General features: G+C 54.6%; 18 protein-coding genes and 2 pseudogenes. 17 read left to right on the forward strand and 3 right to left on the reverse strand.

From position 1 onward, the window contains the following. The first annotated feature begins 25 nt into the window (after positions 1–25). The 8 genes from AC0V61_RS09940 (at position 26) to AC0V61_RS09975 (ending at position 7,030) form a co-directional block, all read left to right on the forward strand. Complete coding sequence (locus tag AC0V61_RS09940; protein WP_486157110.1) at positions 26–1,990, forward strand: hypothetical protein; 1,965 nt, start codon at positions 26–28, stop codon at positions 1,988–1,990. 108 nt (positions 1,991–2,098) lie between these two features. Beyond that, positions 2,099–3,028: an ArdC family protein gene (locus AC0V61_RS09945; protein WP_486157112.1), complete on the forward strand. Its 930-nt coding sequence runs from the start codon at positions 2,099–2,101 to the stop codon at positions 3,026–3,028. A gap of 11 nt (positions 3,029–3,039) precedes the next feature. After that, a complete protein-coding gene (locus tag AC0V61_RS09950; RefSeq protein WP_486157114.1) occupies positions 3,040–3,468 on the forward strand; it encodes a hypothetical protein in 429 nt (142 codons plus the stop codon). Positions 3,469–3,508: 40 nt separating this feature from the next. Continuing rightward, on the forward strand, positions 3,509–3,886 hold the full coding sequence (locus AC0V61_RS09955; protein WP_486157116.1) for an MbcA/ParS/Xre antitoxin family protein: 378 nt from the start codon (positions 3,509–3,511) through the stop codon (positions 3,884–3,886). 218 nt (positions 3,887–4,104) lie between these two features. Further along, on the forward strand, positions 4,105–4,587 hold the full coding sequence (locus tag AC0V61_RS09960; protein WP_486157118.1) for an RES family NAD+ phosphorylase: 483 nt from the start codon (positions 4,105–4,107) through the stop codon (positions 4,585–4,587). A 278-nt stretch (positions 4,588–4,865) separates the two neighbouring features. After that, the gene (locus tag AC0V61_RS09965) at positions 4,866–5,810 is read left to right on the forward strand and encodes a DUF2493 domain-containing protein (protein WP_486157120.1); all 945 of its coding nucleotides are present in this window, start codon (positions 4,866–4,868) and stop codon (positions 5,808–5,810) included. A 216-nt stretch (positions 5,811–6,026) separates the two neighbouring features. After that, on the forward strand, positions 6,027–6,296 hold the full coding sequence (locus tag AC0V61_RS09970) for a hypothetical protein (RefSeq protein ID WP_486157122.1): 270 nt from the start codon (positions 6,027–6,029) through the stop codon (positions 6,294–6,296). A gap of 323 nt (positions 6,297–6,619) precedes the next feature. Then, positions 6,620–7,030 (forward strand): single-stranded DNA-binding protein, encoded by a 411-nt coding sequence (locus AC0V61_RS09975; RefSeq protein WP_486157124.1) that lies wholly within the window; start codon positions 6,620–6,622, stop codon positions 7,028–7,030. A 63-nt stretch (positions 7,031–7,093) separates the two neighbouring features. Here the strand turns inward: AC0V61_RS09975 and AC0V61_RS09980 are convergent, their stop codons facing one another. Next, a complete protein-coding gene (locus AC0V61_RS09980; protein WP_486157126.1) occupies positions 7,094–7,360 on the reverse strand; it encodes a DUF6437 family protein in 267 nt (88 codons plus the stop codon). 343 nt (positions 7,361–7,703) lie between these two features. Between AC0V61_RS09980 and AC0V61_RS09985 the strand changes: the two genes are divergently transcribed. The 3 genes and pseudogenes from AC0V61_RS09985 to AC0V61_RS09995 all read left to right on the forward strand — a co-directional run. Then, complete coding sequence (locus AC0V61_RS09985) at positions 7,704–7,925, forward strand: hypothetical protein (RefSeq protein WP_486157128.1); 222 nt, start codon at positions 7,704–7,706, stop codon at positions 7,923–7,925. A gap of 693 nt (positions 7,926–8,618) precedes the next feature. After that, positions 8,619–8,948, forward strand: a complete 330-nt coding sequence (locus tag AC0V61_RS09990; protein WP_486157130.1) for a hypothetical protein — start codon at positions 8,619–8,621, stop codon at positions 8,946–8,948. After that, positions 8,938–10,683, forward strand: a pseudogene (locus AC0V61_RS09995) (type IV secretion system DNA-binding domain-containing protein); the annotation flags it as partial. The gene AC0V61_RS09990 and the pseudogene AC0V61_RS09995, both read left to right, overlap by 11 nt. 69 nt (positions 10,684–10,752) lie before the next feature. On the opposite strand, the gene AC0V61_RS10000 reads toward AC0V61_RS09995, so the two are convergent. Continuing rightward, positions 10,753–12,021: an IS110 family RNA-guided transposase gene (locus AC0V61_RS10000; protein WP_486157132.1), complete on the reverse strand. Its 1,269-nt coding sequence runs from the start codon at positions 12,019–12,021 to the stop codon at positions 10,753–10,755. Between the two features lie 66 nt (positions 12,022–12,087). Between AC0V61_RS10000 and AC0V61_RS10005 the strand changes: the two are divergent. Together AC0V61_RS10005 and AC0V61_RS10010 are read left to right on the forward strand one after the other, a co-directional pair. Next, positions 12,088–12,774 (forward strand): annotated as a pseudogene (locus tag AC0V61_RS10005) (AAA family ATPase); the annotation flags it as partial. Positions 12,775–12,817: 43 nt separating this feature from the next. Continuing rightward, positions 12,818–14,116: an AAA family ATPase gene (locus tag AC0V61_RS10010; RefSeq protein ID WP_486157134.1), complete on the forward strand. Its 1,299-nt coding sequence runs from the start codon at positions 12,818–12,820 to the stop codon at positions 14,114–14,116. Between the two features lie 150 nt (positions 14,117–14,266). Here AC0V61_RS10010 and AC0V61_RS10015 read toward each other — a convergent pair whose 3' ends face one another. After that, positions 14,267–16,645 carry an ATP-binding protein gene (locus tag AC0V61_RS10015; RefSeq protein WP_486157136.1) on the reverse strand — a complete coding sequence of 793 codons (2,379 nt, stop codon included), beginning with the start codon at positions 16,643–16,645 and terminating at the stop codon, positions 14,267–14,269. Positions 16,646–16,998: 353 nt separating this feature from the next. Between AC0V61_RS10015 and AC0V61_RS10020 the strand changes: the two genes are divergently transcribed. From AC0V61_RS10020 to AC0V61_RS10035, 4 genes are all read left to right on the forward strand, one after another. Further along, complete coding sequence (locus AC0V61_RS10020) at positions 16,999–18,885, forward strand: ATP-dependent nuclease (protein ID WP_486157138.1); 1,887 nt, start codon at positions 16,999–17,001, stop codon at positions 18,883–18,885. Continuing rightward, positions 18,872–20,689 (forward strand): UvrD-helicase domain-containing protein, encoded by a 1,818-nt coding sequence (locus AC0V61_RS10025; protein WP_486157140.1) that lies wholly within the window; start codon positions 18,872–18,874, stop codon positions 20,687–20,689. The genes AC0V61_RS10020 and AC0V61_RS10025 overlap by 14 nt, the downstream gene beginning before the upstream one ends. A 119-nt stretch (positions 20,690–20,808) precedes the next feature. Further along, positions 20,809–24,045 carry a helicase-related protein gene (locus tag AC0V61_RS10030; RefSeq protein WP_486157142.1) on the forward strand — a complete coding sequence of 1,079 codons (3,237 nt, stop codon included), beginning with the start codon at positions 20,809–20,811 and terminating at the stop codon, positions 24,043–24,045. Beyond that, positions 24,042–24,722: a DUF4391 domain-containing protein gene (locus tag AC0V61_RS10035; protein WP_486157144.1), complete on the forward strand. Its 681-nt coding sequence runs from the start codon at positions 24,042–24,044 to the stop codon at positions 24,720–24,722. The genes AC0V61_RS10030 and AC0V61_RS10035 overlap by 4 nt, the downstream gene beginning before the upstream one ends.

Genomic DNA, 24,722 nt, shown 5'->3' on the forward strand with positions numbered 1-24,722 from the left:
TTTTTTGGTCCATGGATCGGGTGACATGGTTGATACGTCGACGAATTTGAGGCTGCGGCTCTTTGGTGTTTTCACCTACGGGGAGAATGGGTCGGAAGCCGATGTTCTAAAGTCACGCAAGGCTGAAGCGTTGTTGCTTTGTTTGGCCTTGAGCGGTGGCTACGGCTTCGAGCGTGAGCATCTGTCGCGTATGCTGTGGCCTGACTCAACCGACGAGAAAGCCAAAGCGGGCTTGCGGCAGGCGCTTGCTCGCATTCGGCGAGCGTTTGGTGAGGTGTTTAGCGCACCCAGAAAGGGCTGGATCAGTCTTTCGCGCATGGCAGTTCAATGTGATTTGTGGGACGTCGAAGATGTTTGTGCCAATCCAGAGCGTGGTTCTTGCGATTGGCCAACAGAGCCGTTCCTAGCCAACTATCCCGTCATCAATGATATCTTCGGTGAGTGGGTAGAGCGAACCTCAACGGCTCAAAAGCAAAACTTAAAAGACAAACTCCTTACGGCTTTGCAGAACTCTGAAAATGAAATGAAATTGCGTCTTGGATGCGCTCAGTCATTGATGCTGATTGATTCAGTTGACGAGGATTCTGTCAAAGGCGTGTTGGACTTTTTGAAGGCGTCGAAGCGTGTGGCTCAATACGCAACGGTGCTACGTTCATACAAATCGCGCTTAAAGTCCTACTATGACCTGGAGCCCAGCGCCGATTTTTTGCTTGCTTATGACCAATTGCCAGTTCGGGCTCCTGAGAGCGAGCACAGCCCTCCCAAGGCGTTGCCAGCAGAGCTGAGCATGCGTTATGGCAAGCCAGTCCTGTCGGTTGAACCTCTTGAAGTATTGAGCGAAGCCGACGAACTCAGCTTTCTTGGTGTCGGGATCGCTGAAGAAATCGTGACACAGATCTCCCGCCAAGATTGGTTCTCAGTCAGCACACCGGATGCTAGCCCTCTCTACCGACATAGAAAGGTCGGGCACCATAAACCGCATCTCATTTTTAACAGTTACACGATGTCTGGCAAAATTTCGAAACAGGCAGGCACCGTCTACGTGTTTATAACGCTGCTAGACGATAGCAACGGCGCAGTGATTTGGTCACGGCAAGTCCATTCATCGGATAACGATATCAATAGCCTTCGTAGCAGTCTGGCTTCAACACTGGCTGAGCTGCTGGCTTCGCAAGTCGTGGCAAAGGAAGCAAATGAGGCTTTTGCGATCAACACAGGCGACCCAGGAGACCATTGGGCCAAAACCATGCGGGCACGCTATTTGTTTTGGAGGATGAGCCGTAAGAATAACAAGGAGGCGCGAAAACTCGTTGATGAGGTTTGCGAGGATAGCGACTCTCCGTCTGCTCCTACTTTCGTTGTCGGCGTATTCACCAGACTGCTGGATGTTTGGAGCCTCTGGTCTAAGCATCCGGAGCACGATCTAGATTATGCGGTGAAATTGGCAGAGCGGTCTGTACGGATCCATCCCACAGAGCCGTGGGTACACTTTGCGCTTGGCACCGCTTTAGGGGTTGCACAACAACTGGATGAGTCAATTCTGACACTTGATCGAGCCCTTTCACTGCATCCAAACTTTGCTGCGGCATTGGGCACAAAGGGGAAATATCAGCTTTTCGCAGGTGATGTGACGGCAGCTAAGCAAAATCTTACGGCTGCCATGCAGCTCAACGATATGGATACCCACTTTGGTTTGTGGCAGAATGCGATGGGGATTGCACACTACCTCGAAGGTGAATTTGAGACAGGATTGAAATGGTCCGAAAAGGCGATTTCCACAAATCGCTATTGGGCACATAACTATTTTCTGTCTGCAGCCTGTTTATCACACTTAGGCCGCATCGATAAGGCAAAGAGAAATTTTAGGATTGGCTTGGAAAGTCTAAACTGCCCGACAAAGGCTGACTTGATTTACTCATTTCCTTTCAGGGATGAAGCGAAAGCAGATGCATGGTTCGACCCATTATCCCAGCTCGGTCTCCGAAGCTAAGGCGCTAATTTCTGGCGACCCTCAGGAGATGCATCAGTTAATTGGAGGAGAGGGATCTTTCTCTGATTGAACCGGGACGGTGTCGTCTCGGTCATCAGGAGACCTCCCATGACCAAAGCACGCATGGCGACATCTGTGTCGCCCGCTCAGCGCATCACCGCTGCAATCATCGAAAAACTTGAAGAAGCCACCAAGCCTTGGGTTCAACCCTGGCGCGGCTTGCCCGTTTCGCGCCCTTTGCGTTTCTGTGGCACGCCATACCGGGGCATGAACACATTCTGGCTTTGGATGGTGGCAGACAGCGCTGGCTTCGCATCGCCCTATTGGATGACCTATCGCCAATGTCAGAAGCTTGGCGGTCAGGTGCGCAAAGGCGAGAAATCGACCATCGCCATCTTCTACAAGAGCTACACCAAAGAGGTTGAAACCGTCGATGGCGAAGAAACCTCCGAGAACAGGCGGGTGCTCAAGTCCTATTCGATCTTCAATGCCGATCAATGCGACGGACTTCCGGAACTCTATCACCCGCAACCACCTGTGGTAGCAGTGGAACCGGAAGGGAGAGACGAGCGCCTTGATCGTTTCTTCGCCGGTGTAGGCGCCAATCTCAGGCATCAGGGTGCACAGGCTTACTATGAGCCATCGCTTGATCGCGTGACCATGCCGCCGACCGAGCTCTTTGATGCCTATCATCACTACTACGCGACGCTTGCGCATGAGCTTTCACATTGGACTGGGCATTCCTCGAGGCTCGATCGCGATCTCAAGAACCGGTTTGGCACCCATGCCTATGCCGCTGAAGAACTGATTGCGGAATTGTCCTCTGCCATTTTAGGCGCTGAGCTTGGGTTACCGGTGACCCACCTTGACCATCACGCAAGCTACATCGCATCCTGGCTCAGAATCCTCAAAGAGGATGAGCGCGCCATGCTGACAGCAGCAGCCAAAGCCGAAGAAGCAGCCAGTCTCCTGCTCTCCTTGGGCGGCTATGTGGCGGTTGCTGAAGCACCCGATGTCGATCTCGCCGACGCGGCTTGAAGGAGGCCAGTATGGGACGCTCTGTAAGCCATCCAGCTGGCGCTGTGGTCGCTTTTCGCTTGCTCAATGATGATGGTGAGGATGACCTGCAATGGGCCTATGAGTGTTTGGTTGAGGATATTCTTCATTCTGCACAACATGCCTTTCCCTCACTGGAGCCGCATGACGGATGGCGTGGACGAGAAGATCGCATCCTACTGCGCAATGCCTTCGCCGATTGCGGTATCTCGACCTATTGCGGCCTTGCAGCCATCTGGCTGGCCAGGAGGGATGACGGCCGGTTCTGGGAGGCAGACTGCTACCAGCCGCAAGTCTCGCTGGCTGAACGGTGGATCACAAAGGTCGGACCAAGGTTCGAAAACCTGTTTAGCGAGCTCAAATTGGTAGGGCATTTCTCGAATGGAGAAGCGATCTACGAACGCACCTCATCTTGCATTTGACAGATGTTCGTGTATATCTTGCAATTGAAAGGATGAGCTGATGGCGACCAAGCCTCTCCAACTGCAAGCTGACGACGGCAAGGTGCTGACCTCTGCCGTTGCGCGGATTGCAGAGTTTTGGGGTCTTACCAATCCTAAGCTTGGTGCAATCCTTGGTGTCTCGGAATCCACCGCGTCCCGCCTTCGCTCTGGCAAGGCCCAGCTTGATCCTGCGAGCAAGTCTTTTGAAGCTGCTCAGTTCCTTTTGCGCCTGTTCCGCTCGCTCGATGCTCTGCTGGGAAGCGATGACATGTCTGCGCGCGCTTGGCTAACCACAGCCAATCTTGATCTTGATGCGCGCCCGATCGATATGGTCGACAGCTTCAAAGGTCTCATGACGGTTTGCGACTATGTGGACGCCCACAGAGCTCGCGTCTGAGTTTCGGCGCTATCGTCGCACCGTATGGCGGGTCGTCGAAGCGCAGCATCGCATTTCCACCAATCGCCTGACCTCTGATATCGCCGAGCAGCAGCGGCTCGAAGAGTTGGCCGATGATGCAAAGCCTGACTTGCCCAAGTCAGCACATAGCCTTCACTATCTGCTCGCATCGCCCTTTCGGTATGGGCACAAAGTCGCCAGTCGGTTCCGCCGCGCCAATGAGTGGCACTGGAATCTTCTATGCGAGCGAAGCGGAAGGCACGGCCATCGCCGAGACCGCCTATTGGCGGCTGCGCTTCTTTAGTCGGTCACCCGGTTTTGCGCCGGGCAATCGAACGAGCGAGCATCTCAGTTTCTCTGTCCCCGTTTCTTTGACGCTACTGGTCGACACAACCAAACCGCCGCTCGTTCGGAACGCCAAACTCTGGCTCGATCCTGACGATTATTCGCACTGCCAAGAGCTTGCTGCCTCTGTCCGTGAGGCAAAAGGGCAGGCTATCCGCGCACGCTCAGCGCGTGATCCGGAAGGTATCAATCTCGCCCTTCTTGACCCTTCCTGCTTCGCTAAGGCTGAGCCTGATCACGGCCGCAATTGGCATTTGCGGCATGAAGGTGACCGGCTCACTGCCATTGCTGCCTTTCCTCATGGCGAAGTGCTCAGCTTTACCCCTGATCAGTTTGACCTTGCTGGTCCGACCTGATCGGCTCACTGCTCCTCTCCATATCTCTTCGCACCCTCGTGCCTCTTCCCGCGAAGGGCCTATTCGCTAGTCCTTCGTGCCCTTGGACCGGTCAGGCATCATCGCAACCCGCGCAAGGCTGCGGCCCGTGTGGCCCGCGCCAGCCTTGCCTTGCGAGGTTTCCCGCTGACGCGGTGCGATGCTGCCTTATCCCGGATCCTCTTGGGGCACGGCGAACAGGCCCTTTGCGGAAAAGATCTTCTGTGAGGCTTGGCGCCTCATTTCAGGAGAACAATCCCATGTACGACAATCTTGCGTCCCAGCTGGCCGGACTAGACCCGTCGGGTTTCAGCATCGCTCCCGCACCCTTCAACAATGCAGATTTTCCATCAGAGGCTGCCTCGCAGCAAGTGCTCGAAGCCGTGTGGTCCGATCTCTTTGCTCTGTTTGCAGATACGGCGCTCGAGGCGGATGCAGAGGATTTGGCCTGGGGTTTTGTGAATGTGTTTCACCGGGCCGCTATGCGCAAGTCATCACAGCTCGACCGTGCGTCTGATGAAATCCGGGCCTTGATTGCATCCGCGGATGGATCGGAGGTTCACTCTTCCAATCTCGAAGAACAGGTGCTGCGCGCGCAATCCGCCGATGCAAGCATGCAGGCGTTCGAGTGTATGCGCGAAGTCGCCGCATGCCTCTACCGCGATGAAACCGGGTCATCATGGAAGCCTGTGGCAGGGTCGCGAGCCATGCATTCGAAAGCTCTTACATCAGCCGTCATCGATGGGCGGGATTTCTTACGCGCGCGCAATGAACGCCGAATATCCGCGCATTCACTGGAAGGTACTCCGGTCGTGTTTGCGGGTGGCCGCAATCGCTTTGATAGCGATGTCGAGGCCAAGACTTATGCTTCCAATATCTGGGCAACGCTCGACAAGGTTCGGGACGTCGTTCCTGATCTTTATCTCATTTACGGCGGTGATAGTAAGGGCGCCGATCGCCTTGCTGCATCATGGGCTGAACGCCATGAAGTCCAGCAACTCACCTTCTCCCTCGATCGCAAATTGGGAGCGCGTGCAGGCTTTAAACGCAACGAGCAAATGCTTGCGATTGGGCCTCGGTACGTCATTGCGTTCCCTGGAAATGGTGTGACCGAGCGTCTCGTGATCGAAGCCAAGAAGCAGCGCGTTACGGTCGTTGATCGTCGCGGCCCTCTGGGTACTTCGCTCAAGCGGTCAAGCCAATGAGGCTTGCCTCTCGAGACCTCGGGCTTTAGCCACGGATTGCTATCACGCGCGAGCCAAGTGCGCTGAAGCCCGGGAACTCTTTGCAACGCTGCCTGCAGCCAGACTCTCTGCGGATGCAGCCTGAGTTGCGCTCCAATGCCTTTGTGGAATTGGCGAACGAAGGTGTTATGAGGCAAAGGCTTTCCCGCCCAGTCGTTTGAGCTTAGAGTTCACCTCATGCAACTCTATGATCTTCTGCAGCGCTACTTCGCCACGCACGACATCTCTTCGATTTCCCCTGACGCTTTGTCCGCTGGCATCGAGCATTGCCGGGTCGATTTTGGCCTGACGAAGGATCGCGGCAAGCGCTTTGCTCTCTGGGCGCTTTTGCACATGCTCGGGGCCGCGCCCGACCTTGATGTGGCATTCGAGAACGAAGAAGACCGGGAAGCGGCGCGCAACTTTATGGATCTCCTAGCCGAGCCAGCAGACCACAACAGTGAGTAGCGCGGAGGTTAGTCTAACTGCCTCCACCATTGACGCCAAAACCATCCCGGCTTTTTGGCGCGAACATCCTTTAAATCAGGTCAGCTGAGCCCAGCAACCCGTTCCTTTCCGGCCGTGTTGGCGTGACCCTTTGCGCGATTGCGGACGCAAAAGCGGTTCCCACTTTTGCTGCAATCGCTTGGGCACGCCTGCCCGCACCACCCGTCATAAACAGGTTCCCCTTGAAGCTTCGCTCCTGCGGTGCAGTTCTCCCATGCCCTGCTTCTTTGGTTGTCTCGCAAGCCGGAGATGGTCTTCGGCTCAAGCAACTGAAGGACCTTATCATGACCAATATCGCAATCCTTACTGGCCGCATCGCCCGCGATCCTGAAGCCCGTGAGACCAAAGGTGGCACCAATGTTACCGGCATCACAGTCGTCACCGATCACCCCGCTCGGGACAATGACGGCAAGACCTACAAGGATGGAAATGACTACACCGCCAAGGAAAACGAATTCCACCGCGTCACTTGCTTCAACGGACTTGCCAAAACGGTCGAGCAATATTGCTCTAAGGGGCAGCTGGTCAGTGTGCAGGGTCGCATACATTACACCCAATGGGATGATAAGGATGGGGTCACGCGCTACGGCACCGAGATCCTCGCCGACAAGGTTGATTTCCTCTCGCGCGGTAATGGCCAAAGCGACGAAGCCGGCGAGAACGATGACAACAAGGATGCCCCCGAGATCGACTGATCTCGATCATTCCACTCCTCACGAAAGGGCTCTGTCCTAACCGGACAGGGCCCTTTCTCGTATTCACTGTGATTGGCTTTGAACTTTGCGTGATGCGGAGGCTGGCTTTTGAACCAGCCGCTTTATGGCTTCCTCTTCACCGAGTTTCCCGAGCTCGCTTGCATTTTTCGAGAGGCCCTTTTTTGAGAAGGCCTCTAACCCTGTTCCAAGGATAATCCGGCCCAGTTCGAGAGAGGCTTGCTCTTCAAGTTCTTGCTTGCGTTTGTCCAAGGCAAGCCGGTCAGCTTCAAGCTTCTTGAGAGCGGCTACAGCGTTTCGTTTGGATGGCATTGGGGTACTTCCTTCGTCCCCAATTCTGCTCCTCCCAGCGGAAGTAATGCATTCAAAAGGTGCCTGTAGGAAAGTCCAATCGACTCTCGAAACTGGCGCTCTTGGCAACGAGCGGGAGACGGTTTGCTCACGAACCTTCCAAGGGTGATGGGAGCGCAGTGTGCGGGTCAAGGACGGCAGGGTCCCACCATTTTGCCTTTCTCTTCGCTGACGCTTCGCTTCGACAAAATCGTTGCCCCTACCGCCGCCTTGCGGCCGCTCTTTGAGCGGTCCTGTGACCCACAATCTGCGCGCCCATCCGCCTTCCACCTGTCGTTTCACAGACACGCATCAGGAGGATACCATGACCGGATTTACTAGCGCTCATACGAACTCGAACAGCTACTTCGAAGCTCTTGCGCTTGCCGAGCAGCGCGCGCTTCACAGCTTCTTTGACCAGCACATCATTGCCGATGACGAGCTTGGTTACATTGCTCTGGATGAAGGCGACTACAACGCGCTGCCAGATCACTTGGCAGGCCGGGTCGTGCACACAGTTCACGGGGCTATGCTCGATGAGTTTTAGGCCCCGCTCCAGGGCAGGAGCCCTTATCGGCTCCTGCCCATTCGTCTACTCGCATGAGGTAGGTAGAGTAGATAAACGGAGCGGCGCTTGTAGACGCGCTCGGTCCCGCATCGCATTTAGCGATGCTCCTGCGGGCGCGGCATTCTTCGATCTGGGCACCGCATGCACTCCTGAGCGCCGACGGGTCGAAGCGGCGCGAGGCTGACGGGAGCGACAGATCCCGCTCCCTTGCCTAGCACGCGCTTCTTAGCCGTCAGCTTATCAGGGGTGCGTCTTGTTGGGGGATGCTTGTCATTGAGCCGGCTTTCGCAGATCAGTTCGGCGGCCTGATCTGTTGCTCTCGCTCCAACGGTTTAGGTCAGGCGATGACCCGTCGAAGTCAGTCTCCGTCGGCACTGGACTTGGACCTCGCAGTGGGAAAACGGTAGCACACCGTACGCAGCGGGTGCTGCAAGGGAAGAGCTCAAAAGCATAGAAATTGCAGTGGATTAGAAGTCACTTTCTCGAAGTGGAACTTCTGAGTGAGGAGCAACTCGGTCGAGGATTTGGCTGAGTTGATTCGTGTCGGATTTCGATAGTCAGCTGAAAAGCTTCGAGAAAATCCTGCTTTCCTACACCCTTGTGACCGACTTAGAGTGGCTCTCGCCTTCCGCAGGGTGAGCCAGGTCCTTTCGTGAAAAGGAACTTGGATTCATGTATAGAGACATTCGTCTTCAAACCTACGTTACACCTCTCATCGCCGAGTGGATTAGGTCCCAGGCTGACGAGCGTCGGGTTAGCACAAGCATCGTCATTGGCGATTGCATCTTCGATGCGTGGCAGCGCGATACCGAGACCGATCTAAAGACACCGGCGAGTGATCCGGTGCGCCAGAATATCTTCATCACCGTCGCGTTGGATGCGCTGCTCACGCACCATGCTGTGCCCGATTTACGTGAGCAGACGGTCGCAGCCTACCAACGTCGCTTGGAGCGTTTGGGGCTTGTTGCGCCGCGCCCACAAGGGGGCAGCGATGAAGCATAACCTCGTCAACTTCACTCGCGGAAGCCAGCTGCTTGGCCACTTTGGTTTTATGTTTGCAGCGGGCCTTAAAGGCCCTCTCATCATCACCGTGCTGGTCATTCTAGGACTGATCTATTGGGAGGTCATAAGCAGCCTCACTGACCACCAAACCTACCTAGTTTGGATGCATATCTACTCCTCCTTCTATGCCTTTATGGAGTTCGATCCTGATAAGCTTGTGAACCTCACCTTGGCGGACGGAAGCCTTGTCGCATTCCCGATTGGCGTGGTCACAGACTACCCGCCGATGAAGGAGGCGATGACTGCTTTTGAGGCAGCTGTGAAAGCCGCGCTCGTCACATCGGTTTGGGTGCTTTTACCCGCCTTCATCGCCTTTTGGTGGGTGGCCGAACACTTCGGTTGGCGCTCGAAACAAAGGAAGCATGTGCGCGGCGCATCGCTTGCCAGTCTGGCGGAACTGGAACGCGAAATCGACGATTACAATCGGAGCGAGCGCGCACGCGAATACGGGCAAAATCTGGGTTGGAAGTGGCGGCTTGCAGGCAGCAGCGCGCTCGCTTCGGCCGGGCTCTATAGCCCCGCGCATCTGGCGGGCGTAAGCTGGCCTTGGCGCAAAGAGCAAAGCCACACCATGCTGGTCGGAACCACCGGTACAGGTAAGACTGTGGCCCTCTTCGAGCTTCTTTCTGAGATCAGAAAGAGAGGCGAACGCGCAGTCATTTTTGATCTGACCGGCGCCTTTATCGAGACCTTCTTTGACCCTGCATGCGATATCATTTTGAACCCATTGGACGCGCGCTGCCCAAGCTGGAGCGTCTTTTATGATTGCACTTCGCGCGCGGAGTTTCATTCAGCTGCAGAGTCGCTTGTGCCCCATGATGGCGGCGGCCCCGAACAATTCTGGGTGCTCGCCGCGCGCACGCTCTTTGTCGAAACCTGCATCAAATTGAAGGAGGCTGGGCGCGGCACCAACACGGCGCTTGCCGATGAACTGATGAATGCAGATCTGTCCGATCTGCACCGCTTGGTTGAGGATACGATGGCTGGACCGATCAGCACGCCGGCTGCAGCTCGCATGGCGGAATCGGTGCGCGCGGTCTTCAATGTGAACGCCAAAGCGATGCAAATGTTGCCTGAGTCAGGCAAAGCCTTTTCGGTTCGGCAATGGGTCAATGGCGAAGGCAAGCCGGGCTCCTTCCTGTTCTTGTCAGCGCGCTATGTGGATATGAGCGTGCTCTCGCAATTGCTGACGCTTTGGCTCGACACAGCAATCAACACTCTGATGACCGGACGCCGCACGCGAGATCTGAAACTCTGGTTTTTGATCGATGAATTGGGCGCGCTTCATCGCATGCCTTCGCTTGAAAAGGGCCTTCAAACCGCGCGCAACTTTGGCGGTGCAATCGTCACCGGTGTCCACACCTTCGCCAAGCTCAAAGAGGTCTATGGAGAGAACATGGCGATGACCTTGTCCTCGCTTGCCAGGACCAAGCTGATCCTTGCCACCGCTGACCGAGAGACCGCCACATGGTGCTCCGATATTATCGGTCACCGCGAGGTTCGCGAGATGGAAGAGGGCTATAGCTATGGCTACAACAACGCTCGCGATGCGGTCAGTCTGAGCCCGCGTCGGCAGGTTGTCCCGCTGCTTCTTCCCGATGAATTTATGGGCCTTCCCAGCCTTGAAGGCTACATCAAGTTCCCGGATGGATTTCCGGCTGCGTTAATTCTGCTCGCTACACACTCGAAAGGTCATAAATTTTTTCTGAGGCTTAAGATTTCCGAACGGGGCTGGCTCACCTTCCTAGAGCGAGATCAACGTCTCAGGTGTAGGATCTGAGTCCAACCCCGCCTCCTCCAAGCGGAGGATCTCATTTGTCTTATGAAATGGCTCAAAGGCTTGGCCGGTCTTCCACATGCTTAACAGGGTCACGGCCATTCGACGAGCTACAGCGATACGAGCCTTGGTGAAACCAATTCTCTTTTCTAGCGCCTTGCCCCAGTTTCGAATGCTATTCTCGTCCGCAGACTTGGTGAGCATGACCGTCGCTGCCATCGCAAGATTAGACCGGGTCATCTTATTGCCAAAACGACCAACTCGTCCCAACTGCGTCGTCTTACCCGATTGGTACAAGGTAGGGGTCAAACCCAGATATGGCCCCACATCTCGATTGCGGACAAAGCGCCATGGATCACAGACCGTTGAGTAGAAAGAAAGCGCGGTCAAAACTCCGATGCCGGGCATCGTTTGAAAGGACCTGCACGGTTCAATACTGGAAGCCAGACGACGTAATTTTTTATCAACGATCGCCACCTGTCGGCGCAAGTGGTCTGCAGTTTCAACAAGTGGTGCTAATTCAAAGTCTGGCTTCTCACGAGGCCTACAATTGTGAGCGAGCAAACGCCCGACTCTCTCTTCAACATTGCCTGGGGTCCTCGTTGTTGCCAACGACATGCCATAGAGGCGCAAGATGGATCTAATGGATGCATCCGTTCTAATCTGACTTATGATTAAACTCTTGCGCATGTTGAGCTGCGCCTGAATCTCCTGATGCTGGAGCGGCTTTACGTAGCTTTCTGTTCCAATCTTGTTCCCGACAAGCGCAAACTCAGCAAGTCCGCGGGCGTCATTCTTGTCAGTCTTGTTCTTGCGAACGGCTAGGAAGCTTCTAGCAGTCCTCGTGTCGATAACATGTACAGGCATCCCACGCTCTCTCAAGAACCGCACTATGTGGGCCCCAACACCAGCTTCCATTACTATTCGCTGTGCCCTTTCAACGCCGAAGACTCGGAGGACATCATGGATCGCACCTGGATCGGACGCCTTCATGCATTCGAGCAGACGTTGCCCCTGATAATCCACTATGCAGATGGCCGAGCTTTGATGGCCGGTATCAATACCGACCCAGTAATCACATCGCGGCTTCACGTTAAACCAACAGACGATTTCACTGAGAACATAGCAACTTCCCTTCTGCCACGCCAAACTACGCAAACCTAGCGGAACACGATTTAGCACGCGAATCGGGAAGCACCGATTGAGGATCGTGATACGCTTGGCGGCACGTGGCATGAGACAGCGCAGTTTATTGGGCTCGATCTAGATCCCTTAGTAGGGCACGCGCGATTGCGCTCTATGATGCCTGAGAATCCGCTTTCAGGATTTGCATCTCTGGTTGAATGGGGCCGCGCTTGGCTTGCCAAGTTTGCGAGCCATGTTCGAGGGGAAATAGAAGATCCTTTGGTGCCCGCCTCGGTGCTTAAAAAGGACAAGCAGACGATTGCCGCCGCGCAGGCGGTTGCCTCAGCCGTGCGGCATTTGTCGCAGCGCGAGGCCGCATTTGAACGCGAAGCGCTCTACAAGGCGGCTCTCGATTTTGGCCTACCAACAACGATCGGAGCAGTGGAAACGCGAACCCGCGCGCTTATCAATTCTGGACATCTTGTCGCAGGACGCGGCGAGCATCAGGGCTGGCTCGCTTCACGCGAAGCGATTGAGACCGAGCAACGGATCATCGCCGCGGTTGAAACAGGAAAAGGAGAAGTTAAGCCCGATCTGGGTGCTGAGGAGGCTGAGACCCGTGTCCAGGCCTCAGCCGAGATAGGACACGGGTTTAGACTGAACCAGGGGCAGCTGTCCGCCGCACGTCTGATCCTGACTTCATCGGATCGAACTGTCGCGATCCAAGGTGTGGCGGGCGCTGGCAAAAGCAGTGTGCTGGGGCCGGTCGCGAAAGTACTCGGTGAAGAAGGACGACCCGTCATCGGCCTCGCGATCCAGAACACCCTCGTGCAGATGCTGGAGCGCGATACGGGTATCAAATCGCAGACGCTTGCCCGCTTCCTAGGCGGCTGGAAGCCTCTCCTTGATGATCCCTCCAGTCACACTCTTAAAGCTGAAGCCAGTGCAAGCGCTCGAAGGAAGCGTTCTGATCCTCGACGAGGCTTCCATGGTTGCGAACAGCGACAAGGAAAAGCTCGTCAAGCTCGCCAATCTGGCCGGTGTCCATCGGCTAGTGCTTATGGGCGACCGCAAACAGCTTGGCGCTGTCGATGCGGGCAAGCCATTCGCGCTCTTGCAAAAGGCCGGCATCGCACAGGCCAATATGACCACCAACCTTCGCGTACGCGATCCTGTTGTTCGCGAGGCTCAGGCCGCTGCGCAGAAAGGCGATGTGCGAGCAGCTCTAACTAAGCTCAAACCCCATACGATCGAGGCGAAGGGCGATGGCGCGATTGTGGCTGCCGAGCAGTGGCTTTCGCTAAAGCCAGAAGATCGAGAGCGCACATCGATCTATGCCTCGGGACGTCGCATTCGTTCTGCCGTCAATGACGCGGTACAAACAGGTCTTCTTGTAAGCGGCCAGATCGGGCCCGGGAAAGCTCAGTTGACGGTGCTCGACCGTGTGAACACCACTCATGAAGAGCTGCGCCATCTTGGCGCCTATCAGGCAGGCCGCATTCTTGAGGTTTCCAGACGGCAGAAGACACTTGGCCTTATGCCGGGACAATATCGCGTCTTAGGCAGCGATCCGAAGCGCAAGAAGGTCACGCTCCAAAATGCGCGCGGAAAGACATTCAGCTTTGATCCTGCGCGGCTAAGGGCAGACAAGGCCAATGACAGCCTGGCTCTCTTCAAAGACCGAAAGCTCCCAATCCACGCGGGCGATAGAATTCGGTGGACGCGCAATGATCACAATCGTGGGCTTTTCAACGCCGACCGGGCAAAAGTGATTGCGATCGATAAAGGCAAGGTCACAGTCGAGACCTCTAAGGGCGAGGAAGTGACGCTCGGAAAAGACGATCCTATGCTTAAGCGCATGGATCTGGCCTATGCGCTAAACGCTCATATGGCGCAGGGGCTCACCTCAGATCGCGGAATTGCCATTATGGACAGCCAAGAGCGCAATCTTTCAAATCAAAAGACGTTCTTGGTGACCGTAACTCGCCTGCGCGATCATCTCACCTTGGTCTTGGACAACACCCAAAGTCTGACTGCAGCCGTGGCTCGAAACAGAGGTGAAAATGCCTCAGCGCTCGAGGTAACATCGCACCTTAAAGCGGCGGCAACGAAGGGCGGAGATGTCTCGCGGGAGGCTGCAAGCGAGAAGAATGCGGGTCAGGAAGTGGAGCGGATTAAGAGTAAGTCGCTTGATCGGGGGATTTGAGCGGCTTTCAAGCTTGGCTTCAACTCCAGTAAGAAGGTCTTGCAAAGGCAAGATAGAAGAAAATTAGTCGCTCGTTCTACTGCATCCTAAGAAACGAAGCTCTTGCCGCTTTTGCTCAGTAAGGCCGTATTCAATCCGCGTTCAAGGGCTTCATGCCATCGAGAGATCGAACGCCGGCCGGACCAGCTCGTCGCGCAAGTCACGTGCCCATTTTGCCTTAGAGGGTTGGGATTCTAGCAACCCGAGCTGCGTAAGCGCTATTAGGATACGGCTGAGTAGTGCTGCTGACCCCTGCTCGCAGGCTTCCACAAGCCAGCTATCGGCGTCTTCACCATGGCGATCGAGGAACCGGAAGATCGACCAGGTGATGGGCTCGATAATGCCTTCTTTGCTGCATACCAGGCTCGCGCCGTCGGGAGCGTCATGTAGGTGCATGCCCGAGCGATCCGGATCAATGACCACACGCCTTAGCGGGATCGGGCTGGTGCCGACCAAACCCAGCACGGCTGCGTCAAACAGACCGACCACACGATCTTCATCGACCGAATATGCACCGATCGGGACTGAGGCGAGATGCGATAGCATTAGCCAAGCATCGAGATCGCCATAAGTAACGCTGATCTCCTCAGCGGGCAATTCCAGCCGATGCGGTGAACCACGCGCCTTCAAAAATGCGCTACCATCGCCACGAACGGTCATTTCGAGGCTGCCGATCTCGGGCACCCATAGCATCGCTTTCGTTCCCGCTTTGAGGGGGCGGATGCTGGGCCGCCGATCGAGAAGGTGATTTATGAAGGGAAGCGGCAAACCGGACCTTGCCTGTGCGGTTTCGATCAGCGCCTGCGCCCCGATCACATCACCCATTGGTAAATCGGTGCAGACCCGAACGAACCACTGAGCTGCTTCTTTATCTTTGTCTGCGTCGATACGCGTGCCGAGCTCAGCTGCTATCTCTCTTGCTACTTCCGAGGCTATCAACTCGGGCATGCGCCCGACCAAGAGCGCGCGATTACTGCTATCGAGGGTCGAACCAAGCAGGCCAGACTGGGCCATCGCTCTTAGGTCCTCTTCCTCGGCGTATTCGCGCAGCACTTTCTTTCGCACAAGAAAACTATGTAGTGCGCGTAGCCGAAGATCGGGGCTGCGGTCATTGCGTTGATAATCCTCGATGACTGTGCGAGCGAAGGTTGCTGCTTGCTCAATCAAAGGATCCAGGACGAAACGCTCGCGGGTATAATCAAAAATCCCTAGGCTTAGCAGTGGTGGCAATATTGCAGTCGAATTGTCTGGCCTGTCGGGTGCTGTCGCCACGCCCGCAACCATAGACTGGAGAAGCCATGGCTGACGATATTCCTCGGCTCGATCCGCACCATGCATGAACTCGGCGCCATTTTCATACATTACACGCCGAGCCTGATCGAACTCCTGATCGTCGAGGTTTTCGACCGAGACGCGCGTTCCCCGTCTAGCGAAGACGGTTGGCTTGCGGCGCGTTTCCCCCATCCACAAGCGATCGATCACCGCCGTATCGGCTTCAATCACAAACTTCAGGCACTGTCCGCTCGACTGGGAGGTTAGTGCCTGGAGTTCTTGGCGAATCGCGTCATGCTCAAGTCCAAGGCCATCGACTACAATGACCAACTGCGGGCCACCTGCATTACCAATGGACTGCAGCCAATTCCGTGCTTCTTCGGAGGATATCCGCCAGCCCAAAGCCGAACTCAAAATGCGGGCAATCTCATCTGCGATGCCGACCGCGGCATTGCCCGAGGCTTCAACGAACAAGATTGCCATATCGGTCTCATTGCAAGTGACGAGAGCTAGTTCACCAGCTACGTGTGACTTCCCCGTGAGTGGCTCCCCTTCGATCGCGACGACACGCCTACTCTCGCGCAACGCCTTTCGAACCAGTGCTGTAGCCTTGCGTGGAATATGGAAGCCGTTGGTAAAAGTTGCGAAATGATCATCCCAGTCGCCCGAAAGCGCCTCGAGGCTCTCCCTACTTGCAGCCCGCACCGCTGCCATCCAGACGTCTGAGCTTGGACCCATCAGCGTCTCTATCGCGCTCTTCAGATCAGATTCGGCCACTTTCAGCGCGTTACTAATCAAATTGGAGAAGGCAGCCTCATCTCGCTCGCCCGCGTTCAAAAGTCGGCCACAATGAGACGCATAGCAGCGCGTTTCGCTGCCGTTCGAGACAATAACGAGAGGGGGGCTTGGATGAAGCACTCGTGCGTATGAAAGGCCCTGCTCAACATCATCAGCGGTAAGACTTGCACCAGGCCGCTTAAGCTCAAGGATTGCGATGCGCTCATCTCCTCGTTCAATCAGCATATCGACGCGGCCTTGGCGGCTCGAGGCCTTGGTGCCGTTGATCTCTACAGACTTGTGGCCAAGCTTAAACGAAAAGGTGAGCTGATGCCGGATTGCCTTACGATCGAGCCAAGGGACGGCGACCTTAAGAGCCTCATTTGCATGGGCTTCAAGCTCTGCCTCGGTCATTTTTGTTGTTGTAAGTTTGGCAGTCATGGCCGACTTCTACACGATTGAATGGCAGTTTTCATTATTTGCGGCCAAGCGCCCACTGCTTCGCCTTGACTTCTAAAATTTGAACACCTCACCTTCAAGAAATTAGGGCTTCAGAATTGAGGCCAACAAAGAATATCAAACGAATATTGTGGTTGCGTCGTCAGTTTTAATATCTATTCGATCTTACTATTGCCGGTCTTGTGAGGTAGGGTGTCGCTATAAGTATCGGGAATCCCAGCAATCAAGCCCCTCAGTTCTAATCTGCGAAACCGCCTAGCTTCGGAAGCTGCCAAATCTCGAAACGTGCTGGTATTTGAATTCTACTACACCATTATTTTCTTGAGGGAATGCCCATGAGAGCGTGCCGGATCGATATCAGCCATTTTCGAGGTATCAAGTCCGCAACATTTCTGTTGCCCAGACATGGCGTCCTCATTGGCGACAACAACACGGGCAAGACCAGCATTCTAGAGGCTTTGGATCTGGCCCTTGGCCCAGACCGCTTTAATCGCTTTACACCAATCGACGAGCATGACTTTTTTCAGGGGAAGTACCTGGCCAAGTTGCCTGAGGTTGAAACTGACCAGGATCAGATTGTGGAAAGCCAAGCCGCTGAGCCAGCCGAAGCCGCAGTGGAGATTGCCGAGACGGCCGATGCTGTTCCAGCGGAAGCACCTCGGATTGAAATCGAGGTTGCTATCGCTGACCTCTCAGAAGACCAGAGGGCTCGCTTTGGTGACTATGTGGAGTTCTGGGACGCGGAAGCAGATAAGTTTTACGAAGACCCAAATCCCGAAGGTGTTGACCCGGACCACATTACCGAAGCGCTCCGCGTCACCTTCCATGGCTGGTATGACGCTGATGAAGACGACTTTCAGGGGAAGACCTATTTCACCCGCAGCTTGAACGAGACAAGAACACCTGTTGAGTTCCGGAAAAAGGACAAGCAGATATGCGGTTTCCTCTACCTTCGCTCTCTACGCACCGGAAGCCGCGCTTTGAGCTTGGAGCGAGGCAGTCTCCTAGACATCATCCTTCGGCTCAAGGAGGTCCGCCCGCAGATGTGGGAGGACACTATCGACAAGCTTGCAGGTTTTACTGTCGCAGCAGAACCTGAGTTGGGAATTTCTGGGATTTTGGAGAGCATCAATGCGGCTCTGAAGAAATACGTTCCCAAGGAATGGGGCGTTGAGCCTCACCTCAAAGTTTCAAATCTCACGAGGGAGCATCTCCGGAAGGTCATCACAGCATTTATCGCTACAGGAGAAGGCGATCATGCCGCACCTTTCTATCGGCAAGGCACTGGCACCATCAACATGCTGGTTCTCGCTATGCTGTCACAGATAGCTGCTGACAAACAGAACGTCATATTCGCGATGGAAGAACCCGAAACGGCCATTCCTCCTTATGCCCAAAAGCGGATTGTTCACGAAATTCGGTCGCTTGCTTCACAGGCTATTTTCACGTCCCACTCTCCTTACGTTCTGGAAGAGTTTGCACTCGATGAGACTGTCGTGCTCGGTCGAAACGCAAGCGGCGAGCTAAGTCGGCAGTCCATTACCTTGCCTGCAAATTTGAAGCTCAAAGCCTACCGGCAAGATTTTCGAACGCGGTTTTGCGAAGGCCTACTGTCGCGGCGTATCCTCATCGCAGAAGGCGAAACTGAAACTACCGCTTTCCCCGTGGTCTGCCGCCGATTGGCTGAACTGAATCCGACTAGTTATAAATCGCTGGAGGCACTGGGCATTTGCACTCTGAATGCTGGGAGCGACTCTAAGATCGCCGGCATGGCCAAACTGTTTGTAGACCTCGGCAAGAGTACTTTTGCACTCTGTGACAAACAGGACGCTGCCGACCAGGCTGCTATTGAAGCTGAAGTCGATCTGCTTCTGATGCATGAGAAAAAGGGGATCGAAGCCCTGGTGCTTGAGGGGACAACGGACGCTGCCCTTGAGCGTTTCGCCGCTACATTGGAGTGGCCACCGCACTTGGCTCAAAAACACCCAGCTCCAATTGCGGACAAACGCAAGGCTCTCTCTGATTATTTTGCATGGGCAAAAGGCAATTGGGGACTAGCGGACTTCCTTGCTCAGTGCACAGAGGCCGAGATTCCAGAATGGTTGCGCGAGGCTTGCAAAAAGCTGATGGAGGTTTGTGAGCCTGCGTCTGACGAGGACGAAGCAGGTGCTACTGCCGATAATCAACCCGAACTCGGGGTCGCCGCCGATGGAGCTGACTGAGAAGCAGCTCGAGGTTTTGGCCAGTAATGGGCAATTGCTCGTCACTGGCGGACCGGGCTCCGGCAAGACAACGATCTCGATCTTGAAGGCTGCCCTGCTTGCTGAGAGTGAACTGAAGCCTCAGCAGAAAGTGCTTTTTTTGAGCTTTGCACGCGCAAGCGTCTCGCGTGTCGTCGAAGCTATTGAGCAGGAAAAGAGCATTGCGCGGGAGGCCAAGCGACAAATTGAGGTCGAGACCTACCATTCTTTGTTCTGGCGTATCTTAAAAGCACATGGATACCTGATCGGTTTACCGCGCCGCTTGGATATTCTCACCCCACCTGTCGAGGCCATCACCCTTTCTGACATCAGGAATGGCTTTGACGCGGACAATAAGCTCTCGGCTGAGGAGAAGAAGAACAAAAAAGACGCGGAAGAATTGGAAAGGAAGCGGCTGGCCACTGAAGAAGGCCGCATTTGCTTTGATCTCTTTGCGCCATACGTTGGTGATTTGCTCCATGGGAGCAATAGACTACGTCGCCTCCTGGCAACCATGTACCCCACCATCATTCTCGATGAGTTTCAGGACACGAATGCTGAGCAATGGGAGGTCGTAAGAGCGCTCGGTGATTTTTCGAATCTCATTGCCTTGGCTGATCCTGAGCAGCGCATCTTCGATTTCATCGGAGCCGATCCCGAACGGCTTGACCATTTCCGGGATGCCTTCAATCCCACAGAGATTGATTTCAGCGATGCCAATCACCGTAGTGAGGGAACTGACATTGCTAAATTTGGCAACGATGTGCTCTCCGGACATTTCGGCCAAGAGAATTACGAAGGGGTCGATTGTCTCCTATTTGAACCTTACGCCGACCAAGCAATGACGGCGCTAGTTACGAGCGTCTACAAGGCTCGGAAACGCTTGATCGATGCTGGGAGAATTGACTGGTCGTTGGCTGTCCTCGTTCCCACCAAGAAGATGACGCGCCTCGTCTCCGATAAGTTTCGTGAACCTCCGGCTGGGATGCAGGCCATTTCACATAGTGCTGTCATTGAATTGGAAGGCGCGATCCTTGGTTCGGAGATCATCGCCCACCTGTTGCAGCCTCAGGGGGCGGGCTCCTCTGACGCCTTTATCGACCTGCTTTGTAACTACTATCAAGGAAAGGGGGGTGACAAACCTACTAAGGGCGCGCTCAGGGAAGCCGTTGGTTTACGGAAGGCCTATGCAAAGTGGTGTGCAGCGATTGCTTCAGGGACGAATCCTCCAGGCAATAGTGTCCTAAAGGCTACGTTCGAGGTCTACGAGGAGGCGCGCGCCATTGAGCTAACTGGTGATCCGGACAAAGATTGGCGTGCAGTCCGCGCAGCACTGGAAAAGGGCGCATGTAAACGGCTCAAAGAGATAGGCGCGGAGGTTCGAAACATCCGTCTCTTAGAGAGAGGGACGCAGCTAAGAATGGAGCTTGCTCAAGATTGGCGTGAAAATGGCTGCTACGCAAACGCGTTGGAAGTTGTCCAGCAAGCTTTTGTGCAGGATCATTTTGCCACAAGCTCGAAGCCAGAAACTGGGGTGGTCGTGATGAATATGCACAAGGCCAAGGGCAAGCAGTTCGATGAAGTCATCATTTTTGAAGGCTGGCCCCGGATTGCGAAAGGCAAAATAGTTGCCAATGTCGATCGCATTGTTCGCGGCAATGAGCGTGCTGAGGTCAACGACGGATCACGACAAAATTTTCGTGTCAGTGTTACGCGGGGGCGCACGCGAACGACGATCTTGACACCAAAAGGTGACCCTTGCGTACTATTGCTTCTGGAAACCTGAAATCGCATCTCCCCCGCTCTTGACTTATAGAACGCCATACGTAAGCGGCCAGCTTCTCTCGCCATCGAGAAATAACGGCCTCTATTGCGAATTTGCACTTTTCACGCTCTAGACAAGCTATGGAAATTCTTGACAATATCAGCACATTATTTGGCGATGACCTGCAAAAGGAATTGGCCGACAAGAATGTGGTCAAAATTGTTGCAGCTTCGTTCTCAATGCATGCCTTTGCTGCATTGCACAATCAGCTCGACGAACTGGACAGCTTTAAATTTGTATTCACTGGTCCGTCTTTTGCTACCGACGGCGGCCTAAGCCAGAACCGCCACCGAGAATTCATCATTCCCCCTGTGATGAATCGCCGTGACCTTGCTGGAAGTCCATTCGAGATCAGGTTGCGCAACAAGATGACAACCCGCGCATTAGCGCGCCAATGCGCAGACTGGATCCGTCAAAAGGGCACTTTCAAATCAAACCCAAAAGACCCAGTCCCGTCTTTTCTTTGCGCGAGTGGAGCAAGTTCGGATGCTCTCTACACCGGGCTTCATGGCTTCACCACTGCGGATCTAGGCTACCAACCTAGTAATCTAACAATGATCAACAAGGTGAAGAACGAAACTGCCGTCTCTCGCTACGGCACCCTTTTTGATCAGCTTTGGGCTGAGCCTGATCGTCTTGAAGATGTGACAGATGCGCTCTGCCGGCAGCTCGAGCAGGCCTATGCAGAAAATGCTCCCGCACGCATCTACCATTTGATGCTGTCGGTCATCTTTCGGACCTTCTTGGAAGACATAAATGAAGACCTTTTGCCGAATGATCGCACTGGCTTTCGAGACACGAAAGTCTGGGACACGCTCTACAAATTTCAGCAAGATGCAGCGCTAGGTCTCATCAACAAGCTTGAGACCTTTAACGGTTGTATACTTGCTGACAGCGTTGGCCTGGGTAAGACCTTCACCGCACTGGCGGTCATCAAATATTATGAGCTCCGAAACAAGTCAGTGCTGGTTCTCTGTCCAAAGAAAATCGCCGACAATTGGCTGACATACAACAAGAACCTCACGACCAACATCTTGGCTGAAGACCGGCTGAATTATGATGTTCTCGCTCATACCGATCTGTTGAGAACCAAGGGTCATTCGATGGGCATGCCGCTCGATCAGGTGAATTGGGGCAACTACGATCTGATTGTGATCGACGAATCTCATAACTTTCGAAATGACGATGCGACCGCTGCTCAAGGTGAGGCAGAAACACGCTACCGAGCTCTCTTGAACAGGGTCATACGCGCCGGAGTGCAGACCAAGGTTCTGATGCTATCGGCAACCCCAGTGAACAATCGCTTTGCTGATCTTAGAAACCAGCTTGCGCTCGCATACGAAGGTGACAGTCAGGCTTTTGCTGAGAAGCTTGGCACAAGCCAAACCATCGGAGAAATCTTTAGGCAGGCGCAGCGCGCTTTCAATGAATGGGAGGAGCTTCCGCTCGACGAACGTTCGCCTCAAGCTATTCTTGACCGCCTGGATTTCGCATTCTTTGACCTGCTTGATAGCGTCACAATTGCTCGGTCTCGCCGCCACATCACCACCTATTATGACACCGAAGAGATCGGCGGGTTTCCTCAAAGGCTCAAGCCTGCTTCCTTTCGGCCAGCTCTCACGGATCAATCAGGTGTCCCGACTTTCAATGAGATTTATGATGAGCTGAGCAAGCTGAACTTGGCTGTTTATGCACCTCTGACCTATGTCCAGCCGAGCCGAAAGGATAAGTACTCTCAGTATGATACGACCACCGAAACCAATGTACTAAGAGGCACTGATCGAGAAAATTCGATCAAGGCGCTCATGCGGGTGAACCTGCTCAAGCGATTGGAAAGCTCAGTTGAAGCTTTCAGACTTACGCTTTCAAGGCTGTCAGCCACCCATCATGCGACCCTAGAAGCAATTGCCCAATATGAAACCGGCGCCGGCGCCGGTTATGCCTATGGGATAGAGGATGCTGACGACAACGATGATGTCCCCACCGAACTCGAACGAGGGCAAGTGCGTGTCGCGCTGGAGGACATGGACCTTCTCTCGTACCGACACGATCTAGAAGGTGACCTTGCACTCATCGACGGGCTTCTGGCTGAGATGGAAATGGTCAAACCAGAAGATGATAAGAAGCTTCAGCATCTGATCGACTTTATCCAACGTAAGCGCGAAGAGCCGATAAACGAAGGCAACGGCAAGCTGCTTATCTTCACCGCATTCTCAGATACGGCTGAGTATCTTTACGATCAGATTGCTCAACTTATTTCAGATGCGGATGGACGGCATTCAGCTTTGGTAACGGGCTCTAGCGGCCCGAAGACCACTCTTGGCCATGGCTTTGATTTCAACGCTGTGCTGACGCTCTTTTCGCCGCTTTCAAAGAAGAAAGCGCAGATTGATCGACTTAAGGACGAGGCGCGCGAGATCGATATTCTGATTGCGACAGATTGTATTTCTGAGGGTCAGAACCTTCAGGACTGCGATATGGTGGTGAACTATGACATCCATTGGAACCCGGTTAGGATCATTCAGCGCTTTGGCCGCGTTGACCGTATCGGAAGCAAGAACGACTGTATCCAGCTGGTCAGCTATTGGCCTGACATCGAGCTGGATGACTACATCAATCTGAAGGATCGCGTCGAAGGGCGCATGGTCATTGCCGACCTTACTGCGACAGGCGATGACAACCCGCTCACTGCGCGCGAGAACGATGTTGAATACCGCCGAGAGCAGCTGCGGAAGATGCAGGAAGAAGTCGTCGACCTGGAGGATTTGCGGCAAGGCGTCGGCATTACCGATCTTGGCCTCAATGACTTCCGCATGGATCTGGTCAGTTGGGTTCGAGACAACGGCAGCCTCGATGATGCCCCGCTCGGGATGCACGCAATCGTCCCGGCTGGCCCTAAGCTACCTCCCGGCGTCATTTTCTGCTTGCGCAATCTCGATGCTGAGGCGGAACTTAAACAGCATAACCGCCTCCATCCATTCTACTTGGTCTATGTGAAGGACGATGGCGAAGCGCTCATTCGCCACACTGATCCCAAGCACGCGCTCGATATGCTTCGCGCCGCCGCTCGTAATCGCGCCGAACCCGATCCCGCTCTCTACCAGCCGTTTAACGAAGAAACAGACGACGGGCGCAGAATGGAGAAATACTCTGATCTCCTGAGCGATGCCGTGCGCTCCATGATTGAGGTGAAGGAAGGGCGCGATATTGATAGCCTCTTCAACACCGGGCCCACCACCGCGCTTGTGGGTGAGGTCGCAGGTATTGACGACTTCGAACTGATTGCCTTCCTTGTCGTTCGCAACGGCGCTTCATGAGCACTTTGTTCGCATGGCCGGCCGCAGCCAGGGTTGAAAGCCGCGTCCCCAAGGATCGCCTTTTCCGAAGCGCTGGCGGCGGGAAAACCATCCGTTCGCTTTACGACGCGCAGGTGGAGCGCATTGACTGGGCGTTCAAACTGTTTGAGCGCAGCGTGAACTTGCCTGCCGCCGGGGGCGTTGAAGAGATTGAGGTTTTTCGCCTTACCCTTCGCAGTGATAGGGTCGACGACCGTGTGCTTGCTCACATAGATAAAGCTATTCCGCACCCAATAGTCTTCGAGCTGGTTCGTAAATCGCCCGATGGGGACGAGCTCATGACGGCGGCGGCATACAAACGCCGCAGCGAGGTCGACAAAGCGCAGGCCGTGACGCTCGAACATTGGCGCGGGCAATGGGTGTCATCGGAGCAGCAGCGCTTACCTCTGCCTCAAGTGGCAAGCCTCGAAGGGCTCTATGCCGGACTATTGCGTTCGCTTTGGCCGCATGAGGCGCGTGGGGAAGAAACCTTGCGCAAGCACGCTGAACGCTTGAGCCAAATCGCTTCGCAAGGCAAAGCTGTCGAGCGGCTGCAACTGAAGTTGCGCCGTGAGGGGGACTTTGCCCGCAAGACCGAGATCAACCGTGAATTGCGCGCAGCACAGGCTGCGCTGAAAGAACTGACTGCCAAAGAATGA

The organism is Erythrobacter sp. JB1-4, assembly GCF_057365025.1.

Bases quoted from the DNA above. Each gene is read 5' to 3' on its own strand.
- AC0V61_RS09940 (WP_486157110.1), top strand. From the start codon at position 26: ATGGTTGATACGTCGACGAATTTGAGGCTGCGGCTCTTTGGTGTTTTC.
- AC0V61_RS09945 (WP_486157112.1), top strand. From the start codon at position 2,099: ATGACCAAAGCACGCATGGCGACATCTGTGTCGCCCGCTCAGCGCATC.
- AC0V61_RS09950 (WP_486157114.1), top strand. From the start codon at position 3,040: ATGGGACGCTCTGTAAGCCATCCAGCTGGCGCTGTGGTCGCTTTTCGC.
- AC0V61_RS09955 (WP_486157116.1), top strand. From the start codon at position 3,509: ATGGCGACCAAGCCTCTCCAACTGCAAGCTGACGACGGCAAGGTGCTG.
- AC0V61_RS09960 (WP_486157118.1), top strand. From the start codon at position 4,105: ATGAGTGGCACTGGAATCTTCTATGCGAGCGAAGCGGAAGGCACGGCC.
- AC0V61_RS09965 (WP_486157120.1), top strand. From the start codon at position 4,866: ATGTACGACAATCTTGCGTCCCAGCTGGCCGGACTAGACCCGTCGGGT.
- AC0V61_RS09970 (WP_486157122.1), top strand. From the start codon at position 6,027: ATGCAACTCTATGATCTTCTGCAGCGCTACTTCGCCACGCACGACATC.
- AC0V61_RS09975 (WP_486157124.1), top strand. From the start codon at position 6,620: ATGACCAATATCGCAATCCTTACTGGCCGCATCGCCCGCGATCCTGAA.
- AC0V61_RS09980 (WP_486157126.1), bottom strand. From the start codon at position 7,360: ATGCCATCCAAACGAAACGCTGTAGCCGCTCTCAAGAAGCTTGAAGCT.
- AC0V61_RS09985 (WP_486157128.1), top strand. From the start codon at position 7,704: ATGACCGGATTTACTAGCGCTCATACGAACTCGAACAGCTACTTCGAA.
- AC0V61_RS09990 (WP_486157130.1), top strand. From the start codon at position 8,619: ATGTATAGAGACATTCGTCTTCAAACCTACGTTACACCTCTCATCGCC.
- AC0V61_RS10000 (WP_486157132.1), bottom strand. From the start codon at position 12,021: ATGCCACGTGCCGCCAAGCGTATCACGATCCTCAATCGGTGCTTCCCG.
- AC0V61_RS10010 (WP_486157134.1), top strand. From the start codon at position 12,818: ATGATCCCTCCAGTCACACTCTTAAAGCTGAAGCCAGTGCAAGCGCTC.
- AC0V61_RS10015 (WP_486157136.1), bottom strand. From the start codon at position 16,645: ATGACTGCCAAACTTACAACAACAAAAATGACCGAGGCAGAGCTTGAA.
- AC0V61_RS10020 (WP_486157138.1), top strand. From the start codon at position 16,999: ATGAGAGCGTGCCGGATCGATATCAGCCATTTTCGAGGTATCAAGTCC.
- AC0V61_RS10025 (WP_486157140.1), top strand. From the start codon at position 18,872: ATGGAGCTGACTGAGAAGCAGCTCGAGGTTTTGGCCAGTAATGGGCAA.
- AC0V61_RS10030 (WP_486157142.1), top strand. From the start codon at position 20,809: ATGGAAATTCTTGACAATATCAGCACATTATTTGGCGATGACCTGCAA.
- AC0V61_RS10035 (WP_486157144.1), top strand. From the start codon at position 24,042: ATGAGCACTTTGTTCGCATGGCCGGCCGCAGCCAGGGTTGAAAGCCGC.